Below are 24366 nucleotides of genomic sequence, written 5' to 3'. Positions count from 1 at the left end.
GCCCCGGCCTGCCGGCGGCAGGTCCGGGCGCGAAGAGTTTGCGGTCAAGATTTTCCGGTTGCCGGTTTCTGCGGCAATCCCTCATAGGCGGCGACGATCCGCGCCACCAGTTCATGGCGGATGACGTCTTCCGCGGTGAATTTCACCTGCGCAATGCCTTCGACGTTGTCGAGCAGCTTGCAGGCCTCGGCAAGCCCCGAAGCCTGTCCGTTCGGCAGGTCGACCTGCGATGGATCGCCGGTGACGATCATGCGGCTGTTCTCGCCGAGCCGGGTCAAGAACATCTTCATCTGCATCGATGTGGTGTTCTGCGCTTCGTCGAGGATGATCACGGCATTGGTCAGGGTGCGGCCGCGCATGAAGGCCAGCGGCGCGATCTCGATTTCTCCGCCCTGCAATGCACGTTCCACCACCCGCGCGTCCATCAGGTCGTACAGCGCGTCGTAGATCGGCCTCAAGTAAGGATCGACTTTTTCGCGCAAGTCTCCCGGCAGGAAGCCGAGCCGCTCGCCGGCCTCGACCGCAGGCCGCGACAGGATGATGCGATCGACTTCCTTGCGTTCGAACAATTGCGCGGCATGCGCCACCGCAAGCCAGGTCTTGCCGGTGCCGGCCGGGCCGATGCCGAACACCAACTCGTGGCGTTTCAGCGCGCGGATGTAGGAATCCTGCGCCGCCGTGCGGGCGCGCACCGGACGCTTGCGCAGGTTGATGGTCTCGAACGAGGGTTTTGCGGTCTTGGCGTCGAACTCGAACAGCGAGCCCTGCGCGAGGACGGCGCGGATCGCGCCTTCGACTTCGCCCTGCGAGAGGTCGTGGCCTTGCACGGCCTGTGAATAGAGCGTCTCCAGCACGCGCCGCGCGGCGTCGCAGCCGTCACGCGAGCCGGCGATGGTGATGTGGTTGCCGCGGGAATCGACCACAACGCCGAGCCGCCGTTCGACCAGCGCCAGGTTCTGGCCGTAAGGGCCGACGAGGGCGGAAGCGGCGCGGTTGTCGTCGAAATCGATGACGACTTGGGTCTCGGGCGGAATTTGCATGTCGCGATCAAATTTGCGGCTGGGAGCGAGCGAAGATGAATCCGATGCGCTTTTTGGCAAGGGTTCAGGCTCCCCAAGTTTCTTGAGAAGATCTGGTCATGTATGAAAGCACTGAGGATCCGGCCCGCGTTGAGTGGCCAGCGAGTTCGCCGAGCAGGCTGTAACGCTCCAGGCTCTCGATCCTGACCGGCAGCACCTGTCCGATGATGTCGGGCGAGGCAAACACATGCGCGGGCTGAAGATAGGCGGTGCGGCCGACGATCTGGCCGGGATTGCGGGCCGCGCGTTCGAACAGCACATCGACGGTATTGCCAATCATGGCCGTGTTGAAGGCCGATTGCTGACTGTCAATCAATTCCTGGAGCCGCACCAATCGCTCGTCCATTTCAGCCGCTGACACCGTCTCCCGCATGTCCGCCGCCGGCGTGCCGGGCCGCGGCGAATACTTAAACGAATAAGCCGCAGCGTACCCGATTTGCGTGACAAGCGCGAGGGTCGCGGCAAATTCTCCCTCGGTTTCGCCCGGAAAACCGACGATAAAATCCGATGAAAATGCAATATCTTGGCGCGCCGAGCGAAAACGGTCGATGACGCGGCGGTAGTCATCGGCGGTATGCCTGCGGTTCATGGCGGCAAGAACGCGGTCGGAGCCGGACTGCACCGGAAGATGGACGAACGGCATCAGGCCCGCGAGATCGCGATGCGCTGCAATGAGCGAATCGTCGACGTCGCGGGGGTGGCTGGTCGAATAGCGCAGTCGCACGATGCCCTCGATTTCCGCCAGGCGATGCAGCAGTCTGCCAAGCGGCCAGGTCCGTCCATCGGGGCCGCCGCCATGATAGGCGTTGACGTTCTGCCCGATCAGGGTGATCTCGCGCACCCCGTTGTCGGCCAGCCGCTTCACGTCATCGACGATTTTTGCGACCGGGCGCGAGACTTCCGCGCCGCGCGTATAGGGCACCACGCAGAAGGTGCAGAACTTGTCGCAACCTTCCTGCACGGTGACGAAAGCGGAGATGCCGCGCGCGCGGATCGCATCCGGCTTGGGGGCGGGGAGAAAACCGAACTTGTCTTCGACTGGAAATTCGGTTTCCAGCGCGCGACCTTCGCTCTTCGCGCGCGCCAATAGCTGCGGCAAATGGTGATAGCTTTGCGGCCCGACCACGACGTCAACCGTCGGCGCGCGGCGGATGATCTCTTCGCCCTCGGCTTGCGCGACGCAGCCGGCAACCGCAATGCGCATCTCGCGCCCGTTGCGTGCCGCCTCGTCCTTGGCGACGCGCAGCCGGCCGAGTTCGGAGTAGACCTTTTCGGACGCCTTTTCCCTGATATGGCAGGTGTTGAGGATCACCAGATCCGCATCGTCAGCGTTTTCAGTCTCGACAAAGCCCTCGCCCGCCAGCGTATCCACCATGCGCTGTGCATCGTAGACGTTCATCTGGCAGCCATAGGACTTGATGTGCAGCTTGCGCGGCGGCTTCATGGGACCTTGGATATCGGGCTTGAGTGGCGCCAATCCGGCGCGCGGGGCTTACTTATAGGCTAACCCGTTGAAAATCCAGCGTGTGGGACGTCATTCCGGGGCGATGCGGCAGCATCGAACTATGGGGCGCCCCCTGCGCCCTGAGAATGTCGAGATTCCGGGTCTGGTCCTTCGGACCATCCCGGAATGACAGGCATGTTCAGTTTGCAGCACCCCAGAGATCGAACAGTTCGGGCGGTGGAACCTCCACCCACTGGTTGCCGAGGTTAATGCGGTAGGGGGTGCTGCTCGAAGGCCCCGATGGACGCCACAATCCTGGATCGACGAGGCGACCGTTGGCACGCACCCATCGAGCGATCGGCTCGAGCGCCGCCGCCTGCTTCGCGGGCGCCAGGGTAAATCCGCCAAGCATCACGAAGCGCAGTTGCCTGTCGGAGACCAGCCGTTCGATGTCGGAAGGTTTCAGGATCGGATCGTCGCCGAGATATCCGCCCATTGCCATGACAGGCAGGCCGGTCGAGATAATGAGTGGCGCGGCGACGTTTGCGTTGGGAACCGCGACGAGAAAGTTTGCGGCCTCGCGATTGGCGATCAGGTAGCCGGTGAGTTTCTTGCGGAAGGCTTCCAGCCGCCATGTCCGCAATGCCACACTTTCAGTATCTGGCGGTGCGAGCAGCGCGCTCATGTTGGCGACCGGCGCCGCTAAGTTCGGGCGCCGCAGAACGACGCTCGCGGCGGTCAATGCCGGCGGAACCAGCAGTGCGCCGATCGCTGTGACCGCGAAGAGTTTCGATAATGTGTTCTGCAGCGGAAATACGTAGAGGGCGGCCGCGCACATCGTGGCGATTCCGACCGATGTCAGCCATGTCAGGCTGAGCCAGTCAGATCCGATCGTCTCGGATTGCGCGGTGCACAGATAAACCTGCCACGCGGCCGTGACCGCGATGATCAGCGGCAGGAATATCCGCGCTGGTGTACCCATCTTCCATCTTGACCAAAGCTCGACGACGGCGATGCCGGAAAGTACCGCAAGCGGTGGACCGAGCACGGCGACATAGTAGGTGTGGATCAGCCCGCTCGCAAAGCTGAGCACGATACAGTACATCAAGAGCCAACCGGTCCAGACGGCAGCGGCGATGCGGCGTGACGCCGGCGAGGCCGGAGCCGATGCATCCGACCAGGCGAAAACGAGGCCTGCGAGCGCAAGCGGAAGCAGCCAGGCGAATTGTGTTGCAGCCTTCGGCCGGAACAGGCGGAGAATACCTGTCGGCGAGTCATCCGTCATAACGGGTTGCGACCGGACTTCCGCGCCTGCAGGTGCCGTCTCGCCCGAGACGGCGGGGGAGGGGTTTGCCGAACTCGTGGCGAGGAAGCGGGCCGCGCCATTATGCACCAAGGCGAGCTCCAGCATCGAATTGTGCTTGGTGCTGCCCGCATAGGGCCGGTCCCGGGCCGGCGCCAGATCGAAGAAGATCGCCCAAGACAGCGAGACGGCAACAAGGACGACGCCCGCGATGGCCTGTCGTCCGATATGCCAGGTGATAGGCGCGGCCGGCCGGGCGAGGCTGAACGTCAGGGCCACGACCGGCGCCAGCACCAGCGCCGCGCCCATCTTCACGTTGAAGCCGACGCCGATCGCGGCCATTGCGGCGCAGAGCATCACGAGCCGGCCGGTTTCGGCGGCCCGTATCGCAAGCCATGCGCCGGCCAGCAGCACCAGGATGAGACAGCTCTCGGTATTGTTGGAGCGGTCGACGGCAACATTGACCGGGCTGAGCGCGAGCGCCAGTGCGGCCATGGCTCCGGCCGTCCTCCCCCAATATTTCTGCACGAGGACGTAAACGAAGAGGATCGCGGCCAATCCCGCCATCACTTGCGCGAGCAGGATCGAAAGCGCGCCAAAGCCGAACAGTTTAGCGCTTGCGACCTGCAGCCAGATCGCCACCGGCGGCTTGTCGATGGAGACAAAGCCGGCAGGGTCGAACGCGTTGAAGATGAAATTGTGCCAGCTATCCAGCATGCTGCGCACGCCGGCAGCATAATACTGTCTTCCAAAATCGTTCTGCGAAAGCTGCCAGGTTCGCGCAAGCGCAGCCAGCGCTACGACGAGCGAGAGCGGCAAGGCCGTCTTCAATATCTGGCTCTCGGGTAATTTCAGAATGCGCCGCTCCCCTCGCGCAGGTCGATCTAAAATTATCACCTGCGGCGCCCGCGCCCAGTTAACTCGCGGCAAGGTTGCTTGAGCTGGCGCCGAGTTATTGGCATCCCGTGTCCCGGACGCCGTGCAGCATGGAGCGCTGCACCGCAGAGCCAGGACCCATCATCGCTGCATATGGACCCCGGATCAGCAGCGCACCACGCCGCAAGTGCGGCGCGCTGCGCAGCATCCGGGGAACGCGGACCGACAGCGTTGCTTCTAGCCGACCTCTCGACCGATATCCGCGATCAGATCAGGCAGCCGTCGCATATCGTCAAAGATCATGGCGGCGCCGGCGTCAGGCAGTTGCCTGCCATAGCCTGCCCGGCAATGGCTGCCGCCGTGAAAGCCGACAAACTGACGCTCACTTGACTCCCAGGACGTCCTTGAGTTCTGCCGCTTTCTTCATGCACCCTGGCTCGTCGCCAGCCTCAGACATCTTGCGGGCTTCGGCCATCAGTTGGTTGGCTTGCTCGGCGCCCTTCTGGGTGCTGCTCTTGCTCGTGACTTGTTCCTGATGCGGTGAAGTGGGCTGCACGGCCGCTGCCGTTGATCCGGTGGTTTCAGGCTCAGCGCTCTTTTGCTTACCGGCCAGAACCTCCTCCTGGTGCTTGGTCCCCGGCATTCCCGTTTCGCTCGCGCCCGTCCCCGCGGCAACGATATTCGGCTCGAGCGCCTTCAGTTCCTGGTTACAATCAGCAAACGCTGGCGACGCGAGGATAAGGGCGAATGCTGTTGCGGTCACTATGCGTGTAGACATCTGAACCTCCTGCTTGAGGTTGTCTCTCGCTCGAAATGAGGGATACGAGAAAACGTCCACCGATATTCAGTGGTTCCTTCAAATCTGGCGACGGACTGATGTGCTAAGCGGCTCAGCCCCGATCTTCCTGATGAGCCCGGGCAATTGCCGCATATCGTCGAAAACAGCGACGGCTCCGGCATCGCGCAGCCTGTCCCCATAGCCGGGGCGGCAATGGCTGCCGCCGTGAAAACCGAGCACGGTCATGCCAGCGGCGCGGCCGCCGGTGATGCCGGCGACGCTGTCCTCAATCACGACGCAGCGTTCCGGTGCGACGTTCATCTGTTCGGCCGCGAACAGAAACAGGTCCGGTGCGGGTTTGCCATGGCGCACTTGCACGGCGGAAAAAATATGCGGCGCGAACCGATCGTACAAACCCGTGCGATTGAGGCTGGCGCTGATTTTCTCCGGCGGCCCGCTCGATGCGACGCAGACGGGTTGCACAATCTGCGCAAGGGCTTCGCCAATGTGAGGCATGGCTTCCAGTGAAGCCGCAAACAACCGGAAAATCTCGGCGTATGTTTGGGAGGCGAAGTCGTCCGGCAGACTGCGGCCGAGCTCGGTTTCAACTTCGATCGTGGCCTGACGCATCGAGCGGCCGAGAAACCTTTCGAGCACCTGTTCTGCCGTGATTGGATAACCGTGGCGCGTCAGTGTCTCCGCATGCGCGCGGCACGAAATGACTTCGCTGTCGACCAGCACGCCGTCGCAGTCGAAGATGACCAGATCGAAGTTCGGGTTCAAGTTGGCACGCGATCAGGATTTGTCGTCGTCGAGCGGCACGCAATAAAGCTCCAGCCGGTGGTCGACCAGTTTGTAGCCGAGCTTGCGGGCGATCTCGGCTTGCAATTTCTCGATCTCCTCGGAGGTGAACTCGATCACTTTGCCGTCGCGCAGATTGATCAGATGGTCGTGGTGGCTGTCGGGCATCTGCTCGTAGCGCGCGCGGCCCTCGCGGAAATCGTGCCGCTCGATGATGCCGGCATCCTCGAACAGCTTGACGGTGCGATATACCGTCGAGATCGAGATCTTGTCGTCGACCGCGACACAGCGCCGGTACAGCTCCTCGACATCCGGATGGTCGGCCGATTCCGCGAGCACACGCGCTATCACCCGGCGCTGTTCGGTCATGCGCATGCCGGTGGCGGCGCAGCGAGCCTCGATGCCGGTATTTTTTTGCGCAGACGGGGATTTCAGTACGGGCATGACCTTGGGGCCTTGAGGAACACGTCGGGGCTGTTGTGCCACCCTGCGCATATTACGACAAGTCACGCCGCATCAGAAGTGCATTCAATTGCTCCCCGCCGGGCTGCTGATAATAGCGTTCCCGGCGGCCGACGACCTCGAAGCCGGCCCATTCATACAGCCGCCGCGCCGGCTGATTATTTTCTTCAACCTCGAGGAACACCTTGCGCACGCCGCGGCCGGCGAGATGGCCGAGGTGCGTCAGCAACAGGTTGCGTGACAGGCCACGGCCACGCTCAGTCGCGTCGATGGCGATCGACAATAGCTCCGCCTCGTCGGCCGCCATGCGCGACACCGCAAAGCCGATGATCTTGCGCCCGAGCCTGAGACGGTGAACGAGCGTGTTGCGCTCGGTCAGCATCACCTCGAATTCGCCTTCGCCCCAGCCGCGGTGAAACGATGCGCTATGCAGTTGCGCCAGACGTCGCGCATCGCGTGGAATGGCCGGTTCGATCACCGAAGTGCCGCCGCCCCACCATTCGGTGAACCATGTCATCATGATGCCGGCGGTTGCGATGCGTCGGATAACGGACTCTTTGGCGGCTTGGCGTCGGGGGCGCGCAGATAATAGGGCCGTGCCGGTGAGCTCTCGGGATTGACCGCGGCGCCCAGCCACGCCACCCAGGCGATGTCTGGCGCGGCCTGCTGATTGATTTTGAAAGGCGGCGGCGCATCGGCCGGCCAGCGCTCGGCCATCATTTTCGCTGCATTGCCGACCAGATGCGGCGCGCCGAAGCGCGCCGCGTCGAGCGCTTCGGCGATCGGCGCTACCTTCGGCTTGACCAGCGAACTGCCGTCGCCGCCGAGCACCTGGAAATAGACGTGATCATGCCGCGCATCGATCGCGGCGATGACGGGGTGTTCGCTGCTCTCGCTGACGATGGGAGCGGCAAACACGGTCAGTGTCGTCACGCCCACCACGGGCTTGCCGGCGGCGAGTGCAATACCACGGGCGGCGGACAGGCCGACACGCAATCCGGTGAAGCTGCCCGGACCGGTCGTCGCGGCGACGCGGTCGAGCGCGGCAAAGGCAACGCCGGACGCCTTCATGACGCGCGCGATCAGCGGCATCAGCGCCTCGGCATGACCGCGCTTCATCGCCAGCGATTCCCGTGCGATGACGCCGCCCGCGGTGTCGAGCACGGCGGCGGCGCAGGCATCGAGCGCGGTATCGATGGAAAGGATCAGCATGAGGGGGCGAATAGCGAATGGTGAGTGACGAATAGATTATCGATATCCGTCTCTATTCGCCACTCGCTACTCGCCATTCGCGTCCCCTTACATCGGCCGGACTTCGACCACGTCGGGCACGAAATGCCGCAACAGATTCTGGATGCCGTGCTGCAACGTCGCCGTCGAGGACGGGCAGCCGGAACAGGCGCCCTTCATGTTGAGATAGACGACGCCGTCCTTGAAGCCGCGGAAGGTGATGTCGCCGCCGTCATTGGCCACTGCCGGCCGCACCCGCGTCTCGATCAGGTCCTTGATGGTCGCCACCGTGTCGGCGTCGGCCTCGTTGAAGAACTCGCCTTCCTCGTCCGCCGCCTCGTCATTGCCGACCGTGCCGTCCGCCAGCAGCGGCGCGCCGGACATGTAATACTCCATGATGGCGCCGAGGATCGCGGGCTTGAGGTGCTGCCAATCGCCGTCCGCCTTGGTCACGGTGACGAAATCGTAGCCGTAAAACACGCCGGACACGCCGGGGACGCCGAACAGTCGCTCCGCAAGCGGCGAACGGGCGGCGGCTTCGCGGCTTGAAAATTCCATCGTGCCGGTGTCGAGCACGGTGCGGCCAGGTATGAATTTCAGGGTGGCGGGATTGGGCGTGGCTTCGGTCTGAATGAACATTGGTTTTCTCCGGCGTCGCCGGTTCAAGGCCGGCGCGTGGGGTGTCCCATAGCAGATGGCGACCGCCGGCGCACGGTCAAGGGGGAAATCAGAAATTCTCTAACCAGATCAAGCCCTAAGACAGCCCGTCAATCTCCGCATCGCTGAGATCGCCGGGGACGATGACGACCGGAATCGGGAACGAGCCGGCGGCCTGGGCCATCATGCTGATCAGCGGCCCCGGCCCCTCGGGACCCGGATTGGCCGCCAGCACCAGCATCGAAATATCGACGTCCTGGTCGATCACGTCGAGAATCTGGGTGGTGGGATCGCCCTCGCGAATCACCCGTTCGGGCGTGATCGCGGCGATGCCGTTGGCGCGGCCGGAGGCGCGGTCGAGCGCCTCATTGGCGGCGTCCTCGGCCTCGGCGCGCATCAGGTCGGCGACACCAAGCCATTGCTGGTTCTGGTCTTCGATCGCGATGATTCGCAGCATCACCACGCCGCCGCCGACGCGCACGGCCCAGCGGCTGGCGTAATACACCGCGCGGTCCCATTCCGCGGTGTCGTCAACGATGACAAGGCATTTCGGTTTGTGACCCGTCTCGTAGCTTCGTCGCTGGGTGGTCATGCATGTCCCGGTGCTGCGCCAAACCGCCGCATGCTGCCACGGCGCAGCCGCTTTCGACAAGCGGCGACGCTGTTGCAACGCAGTGGCGAGCGCTAGCTCTTTCGGATGAAACCGACGATGTCCCGCGTCGCCCGCATGGTTTCGTCGGCGAGGACGCGCGCGCGGTCGGCGCCATCGACCAGGATCTTGTCGACATGGCCGGGATCGGCGACCAGCCGCTTCATCTCGGAGGCGATCGGCGCGAGTTTTGCCACGCAGAGTTCCACCAGTGCATTCTTGAAGCTGGAGAACTGCCCGCCGCCGAATTCGCGCAGCACGTCGGATTTGCTGCGCTCGGCCAGCGCCGCATAGATTCCGACGAGATTGTCGGCCTCGGGCCGGTTCTCCAGGCCCTTTTCCTCCGACGGCAACGGTTCCGGATCGGTCTTGGCCTTCCGGATCTTCTGCGCGATCAAATCCGCATCGTCGGTCAGGTTGATGCGCGAATTGTCCGAGGCGTCCGACTTCGACATTTTCTTGGTGCCGTCGCGAAGCGACATCACCCGCGTCGCCGGGCCGGTGATAAAGGGCTCCGGCTGCGGGAAGAACAGGCCGTCGTTGAAACCGTGGCCGCGTATAGAATCGCCGAAATCGTTGTTGAACTTCTGCGCGATGTCCCGCGACAGCTCCAGATGCTGCTTCTGGTCCTCGCCGACCGGCACATGGGTGGCGCGGTACAGCAGAATGTCGGCCGCCATCAGCACGGGATAGTCATAGAGCCCGACGGAGGCGTTCTCGCGGTCCTTGCCGGCCTTCTCCTTGAACTGCGTCATGCGGCTGAGCCAGCCGATCCGCGCCACGCAATTGAAGATCCAGGTCAGCTCGGCGTGGCCGGCGACCTGGCTCTGGTTGAACACGATATGCTTGTTCGGATCGATGCCGGCAGCGATGAAGGCCGCCGTGACCTCGCGGGTGTTGCGGGCCAGTTCCGCCGGGCCGCCCCAGACGTCCATGCCCATCGTGATCGCGTGCATGTCGACGACGCAATAGATGCAGTTATGGGTTTCCTGCATCTTCACGAAGTTGACGATCGCGCCGAGGTAATTGCCGAGATGCAGATTACCGGTCGGCTGGACGCCCGAAAAAACCCGTTCAACAAAAGCCATTGTCAGCTTCCCCAAGGATCCTGTTTCGGATGCCTGTTTCGCGCCGTCGTTTGCCACGCAGGGGCTATCAGCGCAAGTCAGGCATGATCCGGAAAAGTGGGTACCGGTTTTCCCTCGGGACAAACGCGAAGCGTTTGCCCGGAGATCATGCCCAAATCAAAGAGATAGAGCAGGATGACAAAGTCATCGTGCTCTACCCCTTTGTTTGCCTGACGGCGTTAACCGCGTCGCGCCAGCCGATGACGCCGAAAAGCCTTAAGAGCAGGCCGTAAATCGCAATTCCTGCCGAGATCACGACCAGCAGCAGGATGGCCTGCACAAGGCCGTGTGCGCCCGAGGTGAGGGAAGGCAGCGACCGCGTCGCAAGCCACAGCAACGCGCCCATGGCGAGCGCGGATAGCGCGATGCGCGGCAGCCGCCGTTTTGCTTCCCTGTCGATCGAAAACCCGAAGGTTTTCGCGCCGCGGCGGATCAGGCTGAACGCCATGCTCCAGGCGCCGACAGCAATGGCCGCCGCGATGCCCTCAGTGCCGTACCAATGGCTGAGCAGGAAGGCAGAAGCGATCGCCAGCACCACGCCTTTCAGCGCGGCGGTCAGCGGCGTCATCGTATCCTCGCGCGCAAAGAACGCCGGCGACAGCGCCTTCACCAGCACATGCGCCGGCAGCGCCAGCGTCAGCCACATCAGCGCGCGGGCGGTGGCTTTGGTGTCATCGGCGGTGAACGCGCCATGCTCGAACAACAGCCGCACGATCGGCGCAGCTAACACGATCAGGCCGAGCGTTGCCGGCAGTGCGAGGCCAACCGCGAGTTCGAGGCCGCGCGATTCGGCGTGAGCAACGGCAGCGCGGTCCTCAGCCCGCACCGCGCGCGTCAGTTCCGGAATCAATACCGTGCCCATGGCGACACCGACAATGCCGAGCGGCAGTTCGACCAGGCGGTTGGCGAAATAGAGCCACGATACCGCCGACGGCGAGGAAGACGCGATGATCGCGCCGGCCACGACAAGCAATTGCGGCGCGCTCGATGCCATCATGCCCGGCACAGCCTTGCCGAGAAAGCCGCGGATCTCCTTGTCGAACGAGACGCGCAAAGGTGTCGCGATGGTCTCGCCACGGCGCAGCACCAGCACGGAGAGTTGCAACAGCCCGGCGATGCCGACGGTCGCGGCGATGATCTGCGCGGCCCGTGTGGCATCCGGCTGCACGGCCAGCAGCACGGCCATCACCGCGATCAGCGCGATGTTGAACAGCAGCGGCGAAAACGCCGTCAGCGCAAATCGCCCCTGTGCGTTCAAGAGCGCCATCATCACCGTCACCGGACCGGCAAAGGCGAGGTAGGGCAGCATCAGCCGCGCATTGTCTGTCGCGAGCTGCAGCGTCTCGCGGCCGGCAAATCCCGGCGCCAGCACGGTGATGATCAGAGGCATGACGAGCGCCATCAATGCCGTGGCTGCGATCAGAGCAGCCATGATCGTGCCGAGCACCCGGCCCGCATAGGCCGCCGCAGCCGCCACGCCGCCGCTCTCGCGCACCCGCAGCCAGGCCGGCACCAGCGCAGCGTTCAGCCCGCCCTCGGTCAGCAGCCTTCGCGCCACATTGACTAGCTGAAACGCCGCCAGGAACGCATCCGCCACGGGCCCGGCGCCAAGCAGCGCGGCGAGCACGGAATCGCGCACGAAGCCGAGCAGCCGCGAGGCCAGCGTTCCCGAGGATACCGTGAGGAAAGGGCGGATCATGGCGGGCTGTATAGCAGCAGCTTCCCTTGCTGGCGCTACGCCGATCTGGTAGGCCGCAGCCTTCTTAGCCGTGCTCGGCTTCTTCGCGCAACGCCGTAAACAGGACGGGTGGATGACTGACGCAAAATACGACGTTCTCGCTATCGGCAATGCGATTTTCGACGTCTTCGCGCAAACCGATGAGAAATTTCTGGCCGATCACGGCATGACCAAAGGCGGCATGGCGCTGATCGACGAGGCCCGCGCCACCTCGATCTACCGCGACATGGGGCCGGCGACGGAGGTGTCGGGCGGATCGGCCGCCAACACCATCGTCGGCATCGCCAATTTCGGCGCCCGTGCCGCCTATGTCGGCAAGGTCAAGAGCGACCAGATCGGCGGCCTCTACACCCACGACATCCGTGCCGCCGGGGTCACCTATGAGACCAGGGCGGCTGAAGCCGGCCCGGCCACCGGCTGCTCCTACATTCTGGTGACGCCGGACGGCGAGCGCACCATGAACACCTATCTCGGCGCGGCGCAGGACCTGAGGCCGGCCGACATCGACGAGGCGCAGATTGCGGCATCGCGCATCGTCTATCTCGAAGGCTATCTCTGGGATCCCCAAAACGCCAAGGAAGCCTTCGTCAAGGCAGCGGGCATCGCCCATGGCGCCGGCCGACAGGTGGCGCTGACGCTGTCGGACTCCTTCTGCGTCGATCGCTATCGCGACGAGTTTCTCGATTTGATGCGCAAGCGCACCGTCGATCTGGTGTTCGCCAACGAGGCCGAACTGCACTCGCTGTACCAGACCTCGGATTTCGAGGGCGCGCTGAAGCAGCTCCGCGAGGATACCAAACTCGCCGTCGTCACCCGCAGCGAGAAGGGCTGCGTCGTGGTGTCGTCCGATGGCGTTGTCGCGGCGCCCGCATTCCCGATCGAAAAGCTCGTCGACACGACAGGTGCCGGCGACCTGTTCGCCGCCGGCTTCCTGTTCGGCCTGGTGCGCAATGCGAGCCATGAGACGTGCGGCCGGCTGGGCGCGCTGGCGGCAGCGGAGGTGATCCAGCACATCGGCGCAAGGCCGCAGGTGTCGCTGAAGGAATTGGCGGGGCAGAACGGGCTGCCGGTGTAGGCGGCGAAGGTCTTTCCACTCGTCATGGCCGGGCTTGACCCGGTCATCCACGTCTTCCTTCCTTGCTGCATCTCAAGAGCATGGATGCACCGATGTCGCTCCAATGAGCGGTCTACAGGCTTCCGATCAGGCGCAATTTCGCTTAGAAGTTGATCGTGAACGAAGCCGCGTTGCACCCGGAGGACAAGGCCGTCAGCAAGGTCCGCGACAAGCCGATCCCTGAGCCGCTGAAGAAGAAGCCGTTCGATGCGAAGGCGTGGTTCGCGCGTCTCGATGGGCTTGGTGGACGCGATTTCTTGCCAGAAGGTATCCCCGACGAACCGCCGGCTGAGCCGGACCCGTGCGTCTTCTTCGACGAGTGATTTGATGAAGGATAATTATGATTTCTTGACCGCAAAGCGCGGGAAGTTCTTTCGGGAAGGCGCGCGCCTGGTGCCGCCGATCCACCTGGACCCCGAGGTGCTTGACTATCTCTCCGAGCGGGCCTTGGCTGGGGGAGTCTCGTTGAGTTCGCTGGTAAACGCGCTGTGCAAGAAGGGCATCGAACTGATCGAAGCGGCAAAGTAGCCGCCGCGCATCAACTTCGCTATGCGCAGTCCGATCACGCGATTGCTTTCTAGCCCCAGCATCATCCAGTTCCACATGCTGTGATTCCTAGCCAAGGCGTTGATTTGCACGGCGGCACGCCGTTAGGAATCACATCGACGACCACGGTGTGCACGACGTCCAATCAAAGCCGCGTGGCTGTCATGACGGGCACAATCTGCTCGCTCATTCCCTCCTGAGCCTCCCTTGGCAACACACGTCCCTATGACCACCGACCTTGCAAGGGTTCCTTCACCTTGATCTAGGGAACACCCGAATTGGCAATAGCCGGGGCTCGCTTCGCGTGAAAAATCAGACTGCCGCTGCTGGGGGCCAACGGAGATATCCGATGGGTGTGGTAGGCTGGCGCTTTGCGCATGTGAAGAGAACTATCCGCGTCCGGGCGGCCCTTGTGGGCCTACTCGAAGAGTTGCCTTTTATCTGCCCGGTGGTCGTAGCAGTCGGCTCGACGGTCATGATCGTAATCAAGCTCTGCAAGGATTTGCCGCAGTGAGGCCGCCCGACCGCCAAGGCGCTCGTGTGCACGCCTTTGTGTGCCGATCGGCATAAAATATAGCCGACATTGCGCGACTGCAAATATCCTCAAACGGCGCGGTCGCGCGGTCCCGGCACCAATACCCCCCTCGTCAAAGGACCCGCGAAACGAGGAAGCCCATAACCTTTGAGTTGCCGACTGGCACAAAACTGCACATGCCATCAGCCGCCCTAGGGTGTATGGTTTCCGACGCGCAGTAAAGTTGGGGTACGGGCCATGGCAGACGACCTTACGTATCGCATATGCGTGACCGTAGGTGGCTTGATCCCCGTCGTGTTGGTCGCAATCGCAGTCTTCGCTTGATGGACAACCCGATACTCAGCCCGCGTGAGAAGCGCCTCTTGCGGCGTCTAGCCCGAGGCCGGTCTGACCATGCTATTGCGGTTCAGATTGGAGGAAGAGAAGATCAGGTTGGCGAACAGCGGAAGCGCCTGTTGCAGAAACTGCAAATCAGTTCGCAGTCTGAGATCGCAGAAGCCGCCGCGCGGTTGGCGTTCTGGCCATCTCACAGGGCCGCTGACGAGTTGGCTCTCCTTGGCCGAAGCGCAGGGAGGACGGCGGCCACGAACCGCCGTCCTGAACTTCGGTTGCATCAATACCGATAAGGATATTGCCCCGGACAAATGTACTGTCCGTAGCTGTCATAGTAGCAGCCGGAGTTGTAGTAGCCGTAGGCGCCCGCCGCAGCGGCTGCGCCCACTGCGGCAGCGCCATAGCCCCCAACCCGGGCGATAGTAGCCGCGGCCATAACCGGGGTAACCCGCGATCGGACGGCCGGGACGACCCGCGATCGGACGCCCCGCTATCGGATGCGCTGGCCGCGCAATGCGTCCGGCGTGTATGCCACCGGCATGCATGCCGCCGCCGTGAAAGCCGCCTCCACCGCCACGGAAGCCGCCGCCTCCGCCACGGCGCGCATACGCATCATCGGGAATGAGAGTTGCAGTGAGCAGGACAAATGCCGCTAGACCGGCGAGAATATATTTGAGCATCATGCTCCTCCCGACCTTGGAGTTCGCGAGCGAGACTGCTGCGCCGCCTGCAGGCGACGTTGATGTAGATCAACGTTTACCCGCGGCGGCCGGACGCTAACTGAAATCGCGGCGCGTCACCTAGCCCCGGCACACGCTCCCCTCGGACGACCTTGGTCTCGATCCCCACAATCAAGAAAGGCCAAATCGTTCGGAAGTCCGCGGCCGTTCCACGCAAGTCATCGTATTACAACGGAGCATGCCGATGTGGGTCCTGATGTACGTCTTCTCCTACTCAGTTAGCCCGGCCGCCACCAACGACAGGGCGGAATGGCGGCTCCTTCCGACCGTGGTGTTTCAAGAGTTCTCGAACGAAGAACGATGCAGGGCGGCTAAGTCGGCGCTTGAAGGAAGTTTAAGGGACGCCGGAGACAAGCTGAGAAGCGGCCTAGAAGACTTGAAGACCATTGGCAAAGCTGACCCGGCGCAGATTATCATTGCCTATCATGTGGAATGCCTTCCGAAATGAAGGCGGCAGCCACGGGGCTGAAGACATCAAGCATTTGCCGTGAGGTCTACTTATGGCCCATCGGCGCAACGCCATTGTGTACCGATCTGCATAAATTTAGGGCGATGCAAAGAACTTCAAATACGTTTCCAGTGGGCCATCGCGCGGTCCCGGCACTAACCCCTCCCTATCGGTAGTACCTGCAAGCAATGAATGGGCGCACACCTCGCCCTCACCATCGCCAGCCGTGGCGCGCGCATCACGTCGACCTCGACCTCGACCACGACCACAGCGGCAGCGTCACGACGGCAGCGGCAGGTGATCTGTTTCGCCAGGCGGCACGCCTGACCAACAATTGTCCCTATGGACAATTGCACGCTTCGGTTTTGTCGTCTTTTATGGGCGGGCGTATCACCCAGCCCGATATGCCCTCGGCAACGGTCCCGTAGCTGCCGCCAGTTGTGGGACTGTTGTTGGGGGGCGAGACCACCGAAATCATGCATGGCGTCGCGCGCTAGCGCTCGCACCGCATCGACCTTGTTGTCAGGGTTCGATGACGGACGGCATCCCGCACGGGAGCGAGACAGGCACAGAACAACGACTCGCATCGTCGCCGCATCACGGCTACCAAAGCTTATTTTGGACAGACAAGCTCAATGACGGCGCCCCACGATCTTCGCCCGGCTCGGCTAGTGGACCCACAGGGCTACGAAGGCACAGGCGAAGCCCACCACTAGGAGGCCTGAGGCTGCAATTGTGACTAGGTCAATTGACCAGTGATGGCCGACCAAATCGAGGTGTCTGGAGTGATTTTCGTCCCGATATGTCTGAAGGCGCATGGCAGCAGCACCTCCTCGTGCGCGTCTGGCACCTAATTCAATCGGCTGTTGCTAAAATAGTTCCCTGCGTCGCCCCAACGTTGCCGGTGACCCAAATCCAACACCGTGGCGGATGTGGATATTCGGTGCGCCGATCTCGCCAAATCCCACCGGAGACCATTTCGTGCGCGCGCCGCGTCGACCGAACGAACGCAGCGCCCGTTCGCACATTCTGGCAGATTTTGCAGACACAAGATCACGAAGTACGCCGTAAAACCATTGCGCAGGGAAGGCCGGATGCTCTCCGCTGGAGCTGTATGCTCGTGTGCGCGTTCTTTTTGCGCAATTGCACACGAGACCGCGGGTGCAGCGCGCACCCGGTCTTCCCTGCGCCCTCTTTCTCAAGGGGCGCGAAAGATAAGGGCAAAGCTCGGGCGGAACGCGCCGCGAGATCGCGAAAGCATGTTAGTAGATCAATGCGAATCTATCTCAGCCGTCATTGCGAGGAGCGACAGCGACGAAGCAATCCACCTTTCCGCATATGCGGCACGATGGATTGCTTCGCGGAGCCTGTCATCGGGCGCGCGTTCGCGCGACCCGGTGGCTCGCAATGACGCTGGGGAGACAGCGATGATTGAATCGATAGGCCGCAGCGTGCTGGATGCCCCGCCTTCGCGGGGCATGACACGCTTGGATGAGGTGAGGGCGTACCACGCGACGAAGCGTCGCCGCCCTCGTTGTTCATTTTCCAGATGCTCGCCACGAACTCCGCTGGGCCCTCTCCCCCCTTGCGGGGGAGAGTTGGAGAGAGGGGTAAGCCACGCACACCGGCGCTCGTGGCGACCCCTCTCCCTGATCCTCTCCCGCAAGGGGAGAGGGAACGGAGGGAGCGTGCTGTGACGCACGAAGAGCAAAGGCGATCGCGTCGCCTCTTGCGATCACGCCGCGCGCTGACCGCTGCCGGCATCGAGCCCGGCATAAACCCCGCGCTCAAACCCTGCAAAGGCCTCCAGGCATTTTGCGTCGGCGAACGGCAACAACTGCATCAGGATCACACCGCTGACGTCGCGCGCCGGGTCGATCCAGAAATAGGTGTTGGCGAGACCGGCCCAGGCCAGGCTTCCGGCGCTGCGCCCCTCGGCCGTCTGGGCGGTGTTGATGAGGAACGAGAGCCCCCACTTCTTGACGATGTCGGGATAGAGATCGACATCGTTGGTGTAGATCGGCGCCACCGTCACCATCTTGCCCATCGTGAGATCGCCGATGTGGTTCTGGCTCATCAGCGCGACCGTCTCGGGCTTCAGCACCTCGTTGCCGTTGCCGCGGCCCTTGTTGAGGATCATCTGGGTGAACTTGATGTAGTCGGCCGCCGTGCCGTAGAGGCCGCCACCGCCCATGTGGAATTCCGGCTCCTGCTCGAGTTCGAACGGGATCGGCGCCAGCGAGCCGTCCGCGCCGCGGGCATGCATGCCGACCAGCCGCTGGCGCATCGAGTCAGTGATCTTGAAGGCGGTGTCGTTCATGCCGAGCGGCGTGAACATGTGGTCGCGCAAATACGCATCGAGCCGCTTGCCGCTGACGGCTTCCACTGCCCTGCCGACGAAATCGATACTGGTGCCGTATTCCCAGCGCGTGCCGGGCTCGGTCATGATCGGCGTCTTCAGCGCGGCGAGCTGGCAGGTGGTGATCGCCGGGGTTCCGGTCTTGTCGAGATACTGCGCGCACTCGACGCTCCACATGTTGTAGGCAAAGCCGGCGGTGTGGGTCATCAGATGACGCAGCGTGATCGGCTTCGTCGCGGGACGCAGCTTCGGCTCGCCATTGGCGTCGAAACCCTCCAGCACTTGCGGGCTGGCGAGGTCAGGCAGCACTTTTCCGATCGGCTCGTCGAGCGAGAGCTTGCCTTGCTCCACGAGCTGCATGCCGGCCGCGGCCGTGATCGCCTTGGTCATCGAGGCGATCCAGAACACGCTGTCTGCGGTCATGGCATCGTCCTTGGAAAGGTCGCGCTGGCCGAACGCGCCCTGGTAGATCACCTCACTCCCGGTGGCCGCCATCGCGACCACGCCGGGAATTTCCTTCGCCTCGCATTTCTGACGCAGAATCTGATCGATCGCGGCCTTGCTTTGCATCGGTCTCCTCCCGCTGTTTTTTATGGAGTGGCGCGATCTTCCTCCCGGCCGCGTGATCCCGCAAGCGCTCGGCGGACGCTGCCGCCAATGTCGCGATCTCGTGATAAGCAAGGACGGTGGGCAGCAGGCGCACCGGGCTGGCGGCACAAAACGGCAACACCTCGCCGCATTCTGCGGGGGACGCAGGGCAATGGCAGTGACCGGTTTAACCATCCACGATAACGTGATTAGGCCTGCGATTCCCTTCGCCGATCTTTTTCAGTAAGGCGTTCAGATTCCAGCACAAACGCCAGAGCGTTGGCTGGGTCAAATTAACCAAAATGGTTGTCATTTCTCTGCTGTGCATAGGTACGCAATGATTTCGACTTGGAGTGAATGGAAGCGCTATCCCCGTCCCGGGCGTAGCGAAAATATCGAGGCGCCGATCTCGCCCGGCATTTATGAGGTGCGCTACGCGGGCACCGGCGCGCTGCACTCGTTCGAGGCGGTCGATAACGTCGCCCAGGCGCTGGCGCTTTTGCCGGTCGGTGGTTCCAAGTCCTGGTTCAGCCGCCGCGACCCCGCCAAACTGCCCGATCTCGAATACCGCACCTGCGCGACCTCCACCAAAGCCGACGCCAAGGCCGCCGCGCAGCGCATGATCGGCCGCCGCGAGGCGTATTTGAGCGGGGCGGCGTAACGCGACACCGTCACCCTCAAAATTGCTTGAAGCAGACCCGCGTCTGCCGCCGGTGCATCGGCGCTGGTTTGGGCCTATACTCGGACCAATCCTTCAATAAAATCCGAGGAGTACGCCATGAACCCGCCCGTCGCCGCACGCGCTTCAAAAACCTCCACCCCCTCGCTGCACGATCGCCTGAAAGACCCCTCGCTGCTGCGCGACCGCTGCTACATCGACGGCGCCTGGGTCGGCACGCCGTCGCGCCCGGTCACCAATCCGGTCAACGGTGTCGAACTCGCAAAAGTCCCGGCGTTCAGCACGGCCGAAGCGACGCAAGCCGTCGAAGCCGCCGAGCGCGCATTCCCCGCCTGGGCCAAGCTCACCGCCAAACAGCGCTCCAACATTTTGCGAAAGTGGTTCGAGCTGATCGCGGCCAACCGCGAGGATCTCGCGCTGATCCTCACGTCGGAACAAGGCAAGCCGCTGGCGGAAGCGCTCGGTGAAGTCGATATCGGCGGCGCCTATGTCGAATTCTTCGCCGAGGAAGCCCGCCGCGTCTATGGCGAAACCATTCCGACCCAGCGGCCGGATGCACGTCTGCTCGCCATCAAGCAGCCGATCGGCGTCTGCGGCGCGATCACGCCGTGGAATTTCCCGTGCTCGATGATCACGCGGAAAGTTTCGCCGGCGCTCGCCGCCGGCTGCACCGTGGTGCTCAAGCCCGCCAATGAAACGCCGCTGACCGCGCTGGCGCTGGTCGCGCTCGCCGAAAAGGCCGGCGTGCCCAAGGGCGTGTTCAACATCCTCACCGGCAATTCGTCCGCGATCGGCAAGGTGCTGTGCGAGCATCCCGCGGTGCGGTTCGTCGGCTTCACCGGCTCGACCGAGGTCGGAAAGATTCTCTATCAGCAGGCCGCCGTCGGCGTAAAGAAGCTCGGCCTCGAGCTCGGCGGCAACGCGCCGTTCGTGGTGTTCGACGACGCCGATATCGATGCCGCGGTCGAGGGCGCGATGATCTCGAAATACCGCAACATGGGCCAGACCTGCGTCTGCGCCAACCGCATCTACGCCCAGGACAAGATCTACGACGCGTTCGTCGAGAAGCTTTCCAAGAAGGTCGCTGCGATGAAGATCGGCGACGGCACGGAGCAAGGCGTGGTGCAGGGTCCACTGATCAACATGGACGCGGTGCTCAAGGTCGAGAAGCACATCGAGAATGCGGTGAAGGGCGGCGCCAAGATCGTCACCGGCGGCAAGCGCCATGCGCTCGGCGGCAGCTTCTTCGAGCCGACGGTGCTTTCGAATGTGAAGCCGGACGCGCTGGTCGCGCACGAAGAAACGTTTGGGCCGCTGGCGCCGGTGTTCCGCTTCAAGGACGAGGCCGACGTGATCGCGATGTGCAACGCCTCGCCGTTCGGCCTCGCCTCCTATTTCTATTCCCGCGATCTCGGCCGCGTCTGGCGCGTCGCCGAAGCGCTGGAATCAGGCATGGTCGGCGTCAACACCGGCCTGATCACGACCGAAGTAGCGCCGTTCGGCGGCGTCAAGGAGTCAGGCTTGGGCCGCGAAGGCTCGCATCACGGCATGGAAGAATATGTCGAGATCAAATACGTGATGATGGCCGGGGTGTAGCCCCTATCCATCGTGGTCCCCGCGAACGCGGGGACCCATAACCACCGGCTTCAGCTTCGAAAGAAGATGGAGCCACAGCGACCTTAACAACAGACATCAGTGGTTATAGGTCCCTGCGTTCGCAGGGACGACAGTCAATCGCTGGCGTCACTCGCAAACGCGCCGTGACGTCCCACGCCGGAAGCAAACCGCGTCGCGCCCGACAGCGTTTCGCCTGAGGCAATCACCGCGAGCCCGCCGCGCATCTCGTTGTCGATCGCTTCCTCTTCCGCAAGATCCCATTGCCGCAGCGCCGACAGCCGGTCGGCGCGCAGGCATTTTTGCGGAAAGCGCGCGATCTCCCGCGCCAGCGCAATCGCCTGGGCGGCAGCCTCGCCGCGGCCAACGACGCGATTAGCCAGCCCCATCCGCAGCGCTTCCTGCGCGCCGACCGGCCGGCCGGTGAGGATCAGATCGATCGCCTGCGAATGGCCGATCAGCCGCGGCAGCCGGATGGTGCCGAGATCGATCAATGGCACGCCGAACCGGCGACAGAAGATGCCGAAAGTCGCGTCTTCCGCAACCACGCGCATGTCCGCCCATAGCGCGAGCTCCATGCCGCCGGCCACCGCAAAGCCTTCGACCGCGGCAATCACGGGCTTCGACAGCCGCAGCCGGCTCGGTCCCATCGGCGCGATCGAATCGTGGCCGCCTAGCTCGCGCCGCTTATTGGGATCACCCGCCGCCACCGCCTTGAGATCGGCGCCGGCGCAGAAATAGCCGCCGGTGCCGGTGAACACCGCAACCGACGCGCTCTCGTCGGCATCGAAAGCAAGAAACGCGTCGTAGAGTTTCCGCGCGGTCGCGCCATCCACGGCGTTGCGGCAATGCGGACGGTTGATGGAAACGATGGTCACCGGACCATCACGCTCGACGAGCACGGAATCGACTTCGGTCATTGAGGCGCTCCCTGAATGTTATTTCCCGGAAGCTTGGCATTAGACGCGAGGGTGACGCAATCCCAACGCCATCATCGCGAGCCAACCGGTCGCGCGAATGCGCGCCCGACGAGAGGCTACGCGAAGCAATCCACACTTTCCGTGCGGCGGGATGGATTGCTTCGTCGCTGCGCTCCTCGCAATGACGCGGTTAAATACTCAACTCATCCCCCGTTACGCGCTGGTACGCTTCGAGATAGCGCTTGCTCGTCGCCTCCACCACGCTGTCGGGCAGCGGAGGCGGCGGGGCGTCGCCGTTCCAGCGGCCGGCATGGCGCTCGGCGTCGAGATAGTCGCGCAGCGGCTGCTTGTCGAAACTCGGCTGCGGCCGGCCGGGCCTGTAGACGTCGGCCGCCCAGAACCGCGAACTATCCGGCGTCATCACCTCGTCGATCAGGATGATGCGGCCGTCCGCCGCGCGGCCGAACTCGAACTTGGTGTCGGCGATGATGATGCCCTGGTGGCGGGCGATCCGCTCGCCGAAATTATAGACCGTGCGCGCCATGCTCTCGAGCTTCTCGGCGACATCGCTGCCGACGATCTCGCGCATGCGCGCGATGGTGATGTTCTCGTCATGGCCGGTCTCGGCCTTGGTCGCCGGGCTGAAGATCGGCGGCTCGAGCTTTCCGCTTTCGAGCAGGCCTTCCGCCAGCTCCTCGCCCGCAAGCGTGCCGGAGGCCGCATACTCCTTCCAGGCGGAGCCGGAGATATAGCCGCGGATCACGCATTCGACCGGAAACACGGTGGTGCGCCGGCACAGCATCGCGCGCCCGAGAATGTCGGCGCGGTGGTCCTTGAGGCCAGGCACCTTGCGGATGATCTCGTCGGCGTCGGCGCTGATCATGTGATGCGGGACCACGCCTTCGAGCTGGCGGAACCACCACGCGCTGATCTGCGTCAGCACCGCGCCCTTCATCGGGATGGTTTCCGCCATCACCACGTCAAACGCGCTGATGCGGTCGGTGGTCAGCAGCAGCACGCAGTCGCTGCCGACGGCGTAGATATCGCGCACCTTGCCGCGGCCGATCCGGGGCAGGGGCAAGTCGCTGGCGAGCATCGCGTTCATCTGGTCAGGCTTTCGAACAGGCGGCCTCGTGCAAGCGCGAGGCGGCAAATGAGAAAGCGGAGCAATAGCTCACTCCGGCAGCGGAATGAACTCATGTTCTTGCGGAACGGCTGCAAACCGGCCGGTTTTCCAATCCTGTTTGGCCTGCTCGATCCGCTCCTTGCTTGAGGAAACGAAATTCCACCAGATGTGCCGCGGGCCTTCCAGCGCGTCGCCGCCGAGAAACATCATCCGCACCGGCGTGACCGCCTTCACCGTGATGCGGTCGCCGGGCCGGAAGATCAGGAGCCGCGGCCCCTCGTAGCGCTCGTTCGCGATCTCGACTTCGCCTTCGACGAGGTAGATCGCGCGCTCTTCATGGTCAGGGTCGAGCGGCACGCTGGTCCCGGCCTGCGCCGTCACTTCAGCGTAGAACCAGGGCGAGACCATGCCGACCGGCGATTTCACGCCAAAGCCGCTTCCCGCGATAATGCGCGCGGTGAACCCGCTCTCCTTCACGGTCGGCAGCGCTTCGGCCGCGTAATGCTGGAACGACGGCGCGATCTCTTCGGAGCCCGCCGGCAGCGCGATCCAGCTTTGCAGGCCGAGCATCTTCTGGCCATCGCGGCGCTGCACATCGGGCGTGCGCTCGGAATGAGCGATGCCGCGGCCTGCCGTCATCAGGTTCATCGCGCCGGGCTGGATCTCCTGAATGTTGCCCTCGCTGTCGCGGTGCATGATCGAGCCGTCGAACAGGTAGGTGACGGTGGCAAGTCCGATATGCGGATGCGGCCGCACGTCCATGCCGCGGCCGGCCATGAACTGCACCGGGCCGAAATGGTCGAAGAAGATGAACGGCCCGACCATCTGCCGCTTGCCATGCGGCAGCGCGCGCCGCACCGCAAATCCATCGCCGAGATCGCGGGTGCGCGGCACGATGATGAGGTCGAGCGCGTCGCAGCTTTTGGGGTCGCCGAGCACGGGATCGTTGGACGGTTGCCAGCTCATGGGGAGCTCCTTGATGTTTGCGACGACTATAACAGGAATCGCGGGATTGCGTTCAAATGCCTCAGCATGTCGTCCCTGCGAACGCAGGGACCCATGCCCCGTGTCCTATTGTTTGGCAGCTATGGCAGATATCGTCTCCAACAATCGACAATGGTGGTTATGGGTCCCTGCGTTCGCAGGGACGACGTAACTGGAAGGGTTAATCGGCAGAAATTGAACCACGGTACGATTCACACTAGATTGACGGCGCGAAG

The 24366-nt window shown here is 63.2% G+C and carries 26 protein-coding genes and 1 pseudogene; 10 read left to right on the top strand and 17 right to left on the bottom strand.

What is annotated here, in order from left to right; translation table 11 throughout:
• Nucleotides 1-44: 44 nt before the first annotated feature.
• From V1278_RS02390 to V1278_RS02380, 3 genes are all read right to left on the bottom strand, one after another.
• Nucleotides 45-1100: a PhoH family protein gene (locus tag V1278_RS02390; RefSeq protein WP_035726726.1), complete on the bottom strand. Its 1056-nt coding sequence runs from the start codon at nt 1098-1100 to the stop codon at nt 45-47.
• A gap of 4 nt (nt 1101-1104) precedes the next feature.
• Nucleotides 1105-2523 (bottom strand): tRNA (N6-isopentenyl adenosine(37)-C2)-methylthiotransferase MiaB, encoded by a 1419-nt coding sequence (miaB, locus tag V1278_RS02385; RefSeq protein WP_334379578.1) that lies wholly within the window; start codon nt 2521-2523, stop codon nt 1105-1107.
• A gap of 199 nt (nt 2524-2722) precedes the next feature.
• Nucleotides 2723-4657 (bottom strand): ArnT family glycosyltransferase, encoded by a 1935-nt coding sequence (locus V1278_RS02380; protein ID WP_334379577.1) that lies wholly within the window; start codon nt 4655-4657, stop codon nt 2723-2725.
• A gap of 276 nt (nt 4658-4933) precedes the next feature.
• Here V1278_RS02380 and V1278_RS02375 point away from each other — a divergent pair, with 276 nt between their 5' ends.
• Nucleotides 4934-5092 (top strand): hypothetical protein, encoded by a 159-nt coding sequence (locus tag V1278_RS02375; protein WP_334379576.1) that lies wholly within the window; start codon nt 4934-4936, stop codon nt 5090-5092.
• Here the strand turns inward: V1278_RS02375 and V1278_RS02370 are convergent.
• The 9 genes from V1278_RS02370 to murJ all read right to left on the bottom strand — a co-directional run bounded on the left by V1278_RS02370 (nt 5085) and on the right by murJ (nt 12105).
• Entirely contained in the window at nt 5085-5480 is a 396-nt protein-coding gene (locus V1278_RS02370) for a hypothetical protein (protein WP_334379575.1), read from the bottom strand. The two genes, V1278_RS02375 and V1278_RS02370, sit on opposite strands and share 8 nt — an antisense overlap.
• A 78-nt stretch (nt 5481-5558) precedes the next feature.
• Nucleotides 5559-6263, bottom strand: coding sequence for an HAD family hydrolase (locus V1278_RS02365; protein ID WP_334379574.1), 705 nt, complete (start codon nt 6261-6263; stop codon nt 5559-5561).
• A 12-nt stretch (nt 6264-6275) separates the two neighbouring features.
• On the bottom strand, nt 6276-6725 hold the full coding sequence (locus V1278_RS02360) for a Fur family transcriptional regulator (protein ID WP_028347833.1): 450 nt from the start codon (nt 6723-6725) through the stop codon (nt 6276-6278).
• Nucleotides 6726-6777: 52 nt separating this feature from the next.
• The gene (rimI, locus tag V1278_RS02355) at nt 6778-7263 is read right to left on the bottom strand and encodes a ribosomal protein S18-alanine N-acetyltransferase (RefSeq protein ID WP_442893692.1); all 486 of its coding nucleotides are present in this window, start codon (nt 7261-7263) and stop codon (nt 6778-6780) included.
• Nucleotides 7260-7955, bottom strand: coding sequence for a tRNA (adenosine(37)-N6)-threonylcarbamoyltransferase complex dimerization subunit type 1 TsaB (gene tsaB, locus V1278_RS02350; RefSeq protein ID WP_334379573.1), 696 nt, complete (start codon nt 7953-7955; stop codon nt 7260-7262). The genes rimI and tsaB overlap by 4 nt, the downstream gene beginning before the upstream one ends.
• 87 nt (nt 7956-8042) lie before the next feature.
• Nucleotides 8043-8612 (bottom strand): NifU family protein, encoded by a 570-nt coding sequence (locus V1278_RS02345; RefSeq protein WP_334379572.1) that lies wholly within the window; start codon nt 8610-8612, stop codon nt 8043-8045.
• Nucleotides 8613-8727: 115 nt separating this feature from the next.
• Nucleotides 8728-9222 (bottom strand): universal stress protein, encoded by a 495-nt coding sequence (locus V1278_RS02340; RefSeq protein ID WP_213252785.1) that lies wholly within the window; start codon nt 9220-9222, stop codon nt 8728-8730.
• A gap of 92 nt (nt 9223-9314) precedes the next feature.
• The gene (trpS, locus tag V1278_RS02335; RefSeq protein ID WP_334379571.1) at nt 9315-10367 is read right to left on the bottom strand and encodes a tryptophan--tRNA ligase; all 1053 of its coding nucleotides are present in this window, start codon (nt 10365-10367) and stop codon (nt 9315-9317) included.
• 193 nt (nt 10368-10560) lie between these two features.
• Nucleotides 10561-12105, bottom strand: a complete 1545-nt coding sequence (gene murJ, locus V1278_RS02330; RefSeq protein WP_334379569.1) for a murein biosynthesis integral membrane protein MurJ — start codon at nt 12103-12105, stop codon at nt 10561-10563.
• Nucleotides 12106-12217: 112 nt separating this feature from the next.
• On the opposite strand from murJ, the gene V1278_RS02325 reads away from it, so the two are divergent.
• From V1278_RS02325 to V1278_RS36815, 5 genes are all read left to right on the top strand, one after another.
• Nucleotides 12218-13219, top strand: a complete 1002-nt coding sequence (locus V1278_RS02325) for an adenosine kinase (RefSeq protein ID WP_334365940.1) — start codon at nt 12218-12220, stop codon at nt 13217-13219.
• Nucleotides 13220-13374: 155 nt separating this feature from the next.
• Complete coding sequence (locus V1278_RS02320) at nt 13375-13581, top strand: hypothetical protein (protein ID WP_334379568.1); 207 nt, start codon at nt 13375-13377, stop codon at nt 13579-13581.
• A gap of 4 nt (nt 13582-13585) precedes the next feature.
• Nucleotides 13586-13786: a hypothetical protein gene (locus V1278_RS02315; RefSeq protein ID WP_334365942.1), complete on the top strand. Its 201-nt coding sequence runs from the start codon at nt 13586-13588 to the stop codon at nt 13784-13786.
• Between the two features lie 367 nt (nt 13787-14153).
• Complete coding sequence (locus V1278_RS02310; RefSeq protein ID WP_334365943.1) at nt 14154-14318, top strand: hypothetical protein; 165 nt, start codon at nt 14154-14156, stop codon at nt 14316-14318.
• A gap of 284 nt (nt 14319-14602) precedes the next feature.
• Complete coding sequence (locus tag V1278_RS36815) at nt 14603-14965, top strand: LuxR C-terminal-related transcriptional regulator (protein WP_442894616.1); 363 nt, start codon at nt 14603-14605, stop codon at nt 14963-14965.
• Here the strand turns inward: V1278_RS36815 and V1278_RS02305 are convergent.
• Nucleotides 14953-15352, bottom strand: a pseudogene (locus V1278_RS02305) (hypothetical protein). The gene V1278_RS36815 and the pseudogene V1278_RS02305 overlap by 13 nt on opposite strands.
• 244 nt (nt 15353-15596) lie before the next feature.
• Here V1278_RS02305 and V1278_RS02300 point away from each other — a divergent pair.
• Nucleotides 15597-15860: a hypothetical protein gene (locus tag V1278_RS02300; protein WP_334379567.1), complete on the top strand. Its 264-nt coding sequence runs from the start codon at nt 15597-15599 to the stop codon at nt 15858-15860.
• Nucleotides 15861-16052: 192 nt separating this feature from the next.
• Nucleotides 16053-16187 (top strand): hypothetical protein, encoded by a 135-nt coding sequence (locus V1278_RS02295; RefSeq protein ID WP_334379566.1) that lies wholly within the window; start codon nt 16053-16055, stop codon nt 16185-16187.
• A 1408-nt stretch (nt 16188-17595) separates the two neighbouring features.
• Here the strand turns inward: V1278_RS02295 and V1278_RS02290 are convergent.
• On the bottom strand, nt 17596-18789 hold the full coding sequence (locus V1278_RS02290) for a serine hydrolase domain-containing protein (protein ID WP_334379565.1): 1194 nt from the start codon (nt 18787-18789) through the stop codon (nt 17596-17598).
• A gap of 355 nt (nt 18790-19144) precedes the next feature.
• On the opposite strand from V1278_RS02290, the gene V1278_RS02285 reads away from it, so the two are divergent.
• Together V1278_RS02285 and V1278_RS02280 are read left to right on the top strand one after the other, a co-directional pair.
• Nucleotides 19145-19468 (top strand): hypothetical protein, encoded by a 324-nt coding sequence (locus V1278_RS02285; RefSeq protein WP_334365946.1) that lies wholly within the window; start codon nt 19145-19147, stop codon nt 19466-19468.
• 117 nt (nt 19469-19585) lie between these two features.
• A complete protein-coding gene (locus V1278_RS02280) occupies nt 19586-21082 on the top strand; it encodes an NAD-dependent succinate-semialdehyde dehydrogenase (RefSeq protein WP_334365947.1) in 1497 nt (498 codons plus the stop codon).
• Between the two features lie 134 nt (nt 21083-21216).
• On the opposite strand, the gene V1278_RS02275 is transcribed toward V1278_RS02280, so the two are convergent.
• From V1278_RS02275 to V1278_RS02265, 3 genes are all read right to left on the bottom strand, one after another.
• A complete protein-coding gene (locus V1278_RS02275; RefSeq protein WP_334365948.1) occupies nt 21217-22020 on the bottom strand; it encodes a crotonase/enoyl-CoA hydratase family protein in 804 nt (267 codons plus the stop codon).
• Between the two features lie 190 nt (nt 22021-22210).
• Nucleotides 22211-23125 carry a phosphoribosylaminoimidazolesuccinocarboxamide synthase gene (locus tag V1278_RS02270; RefSeq protein ID WP_334379564.1) on the bottom strand — a complete coding sequence of 305 codons (915 nt, stop codon included), beginning with the start codon at nt 23123-23125 and terminating at the stop codon, nt 22211-22213.
• A gap of 69 nt (nt 23126-23194) precedes the next feature.
• Nucleotides 23195-24112, bottom strand: coding sequence for a pirin family protein (locus V1278_RS02265; RefSeq protein WP_334379563.1), 918 nt, complete (start codon nt 24110-24112; stop codon nt 23195-23197).
• Nucleotides 24113-24366: the final 254 nt, after the last annotated feature.

The sequence above is a fragment of the Bradyrhizobium sp. AZCC 1577 genome, from assembly GCF_036924575.1.
Lineage (GTDB): Bacteria > Pseudomonadota > Alphaproteobacteria > Rhizobiales > Xanthobacteraceae > Bradyrhizobium.
Note: the sequence above shows the minus strand (reverse complement) of the source record. Positions and strands in the feature narration are given on the sequence as shown.

What these genes read in the sequence shown, in the direction of transcription:
- miaB (WP_334379578.1), bottom strand. Translation starts at nt 2,523, where the DNA reads ATGAAGCCGCCGCGCAAGCTGCACATCAAGTCCTATGGCTGCCAGATG.
- V1278_RS02370 (WP_334379575.1), bottom strand. Translation starts at nt 5,480, where the DNA reads ATGTCTACACGCATAGTGACCGCAACAGCATTCGCCCTTATCCTCGCG.
- V1278_RS02360 (WP_028347833.1), bottom strand. Translation starts at nt 6,725, where the DNA reads ATGCCCGTACTGAAATCCCCGTCTGCGCAAAAAAATACCGGCATCGAG.
- rimI (WP_442893692.1), bottom strand. Translation starts at nt 7,263, where the DNA reads ATGATGACATGGTTCACCGAATGGTGGGGCGGCGGCACTTCGGTGATC.
- tsaB (WP_334379573.1), bottom strand. Translation starts at nt 7,955, where the DNA reads ATGCTGATCCTTTCCATCGATACCGCGCTCGATGCCTGCGCCGCCGCC.
- V1278_RS02345 (WP_334379572.1), bottom strand. Translation starts at nt 8,612, where the DNA reads ATGTTCATTCAGACCGAAGCCACGCCCAATCCCGCCACCCTGAAATTC.
- V1278_RS02340 (WP_213252785.1), bottom strand. Translation starts at nt 9,222, where the DNA reads ATGACCACCCAGCGACGAAGCTACGAGACGGGTCACAAACCGAAATGC.
- trpS (WP_334379571.1), bottom strand. Translation starts at nt 10,367, where the DNA reads ATGGCTTTTGTTGAACGGGTTTTTTCGGGCGTCCAGCCGACCGGTAAT.
- murJ (WP_334379569.1), bottom strand. Translation starts at nt 12,105, where the DNA reads ATGATCCGCCCTTTCCTCACGGTATCCTCGGGAACGCTGGCCTCGCGG.
- V1278_RS02325 (WP_334365940.1), top strand. Translation starts at nt 12,218, where the DNA reads ATGACTGACGCAAAATACGACGTTCTCGCTATCGGCAATGCGATTTTC.
- V1278_RS02315 (WP_334365942.1), top strand. Translation starts at nt 13,586, where the DNA reads ATGAAGGATAATTATGATTTCTTGACCGCAAAGCGCGGGAAGTTCTTT.
- V1278_RS02310 (WP_334365943.1), top strand. Translation starts at nt 14,154, where the DNA reads ATGGGTGTGGTAGGCTGGCGCTTTGCGCATGTGAAGAGAACTATCCGC.
- V1278_RS36815 (WP_442894616.1), top strand. Translation starts at nt 14,603, where the DNA reads ATGCGTGACCGTAGGTGGCTTGATCCCCGTCGTGTTGGTCGCAATCGC.
- V1278_RS02300 (WP_334379567.1), top strand. Translation starts at nt 15,597, where the DNA reads ATGTGGGTCCTGATGTACGTCTTCTCCTACTCAGTTAGCCCGGCCGCC.
- V1278_RS02295 (WP_334379566.1), top strand. Translation starts at nt 16,053, where the DNA reads ATGGGCGCACACCTCGCCCTCACCATCGCCAGCCGTGGCGCGCGCATC.
- V1278_RS02290 (WP_334379565.1), bottom strand. Translation starts at nt 18,789, where the DNA reads ATGCAAAGCAAGGCCGCGATCGATCAGATTCTGCGTCAGAAATGCGAG.
- V1278_RS02285 (WP_334365946.1), top strand. Translation starts at nt 19,145, where the DNA reads ATGATTTCGACTTGGAGTGAATGGAAGCGCTATCCCCGTCCCGGGCGT.
- V1278_RS02280 (WP_334365947.1), top strand. Translation starts at nt 19,586, where the DNA reads ATGAACCCGCCCGTCGCCGCACGCGCTTCAAAAACCTCCACCCCCTCG.
- V1278_RS02275 (WP_334365948.1), bottom strand. Translation starts at nt 22,020, where the DNA reads ATGACCGAAGTCGATTCCGTGCTCGTCGAGCGTGATGGTCCGGTGACC.
- V1278_RS02270 (WP_334379564.1), bottom strand. Translation starts at nt 23,125, where the DNA reads ATGAACGCGATGCTCGCCAGCGACTTGCCCCTGCCCCGGATCGGCCGC.
- V1278_RS02265 (WP_334379563.1), bottom strand. Translation starts at nt 24,112, where the DNA reads ATGAGCTGGCAACCGTCCAACGATCCCGTGCTCGGCGACCCCAAAAGC.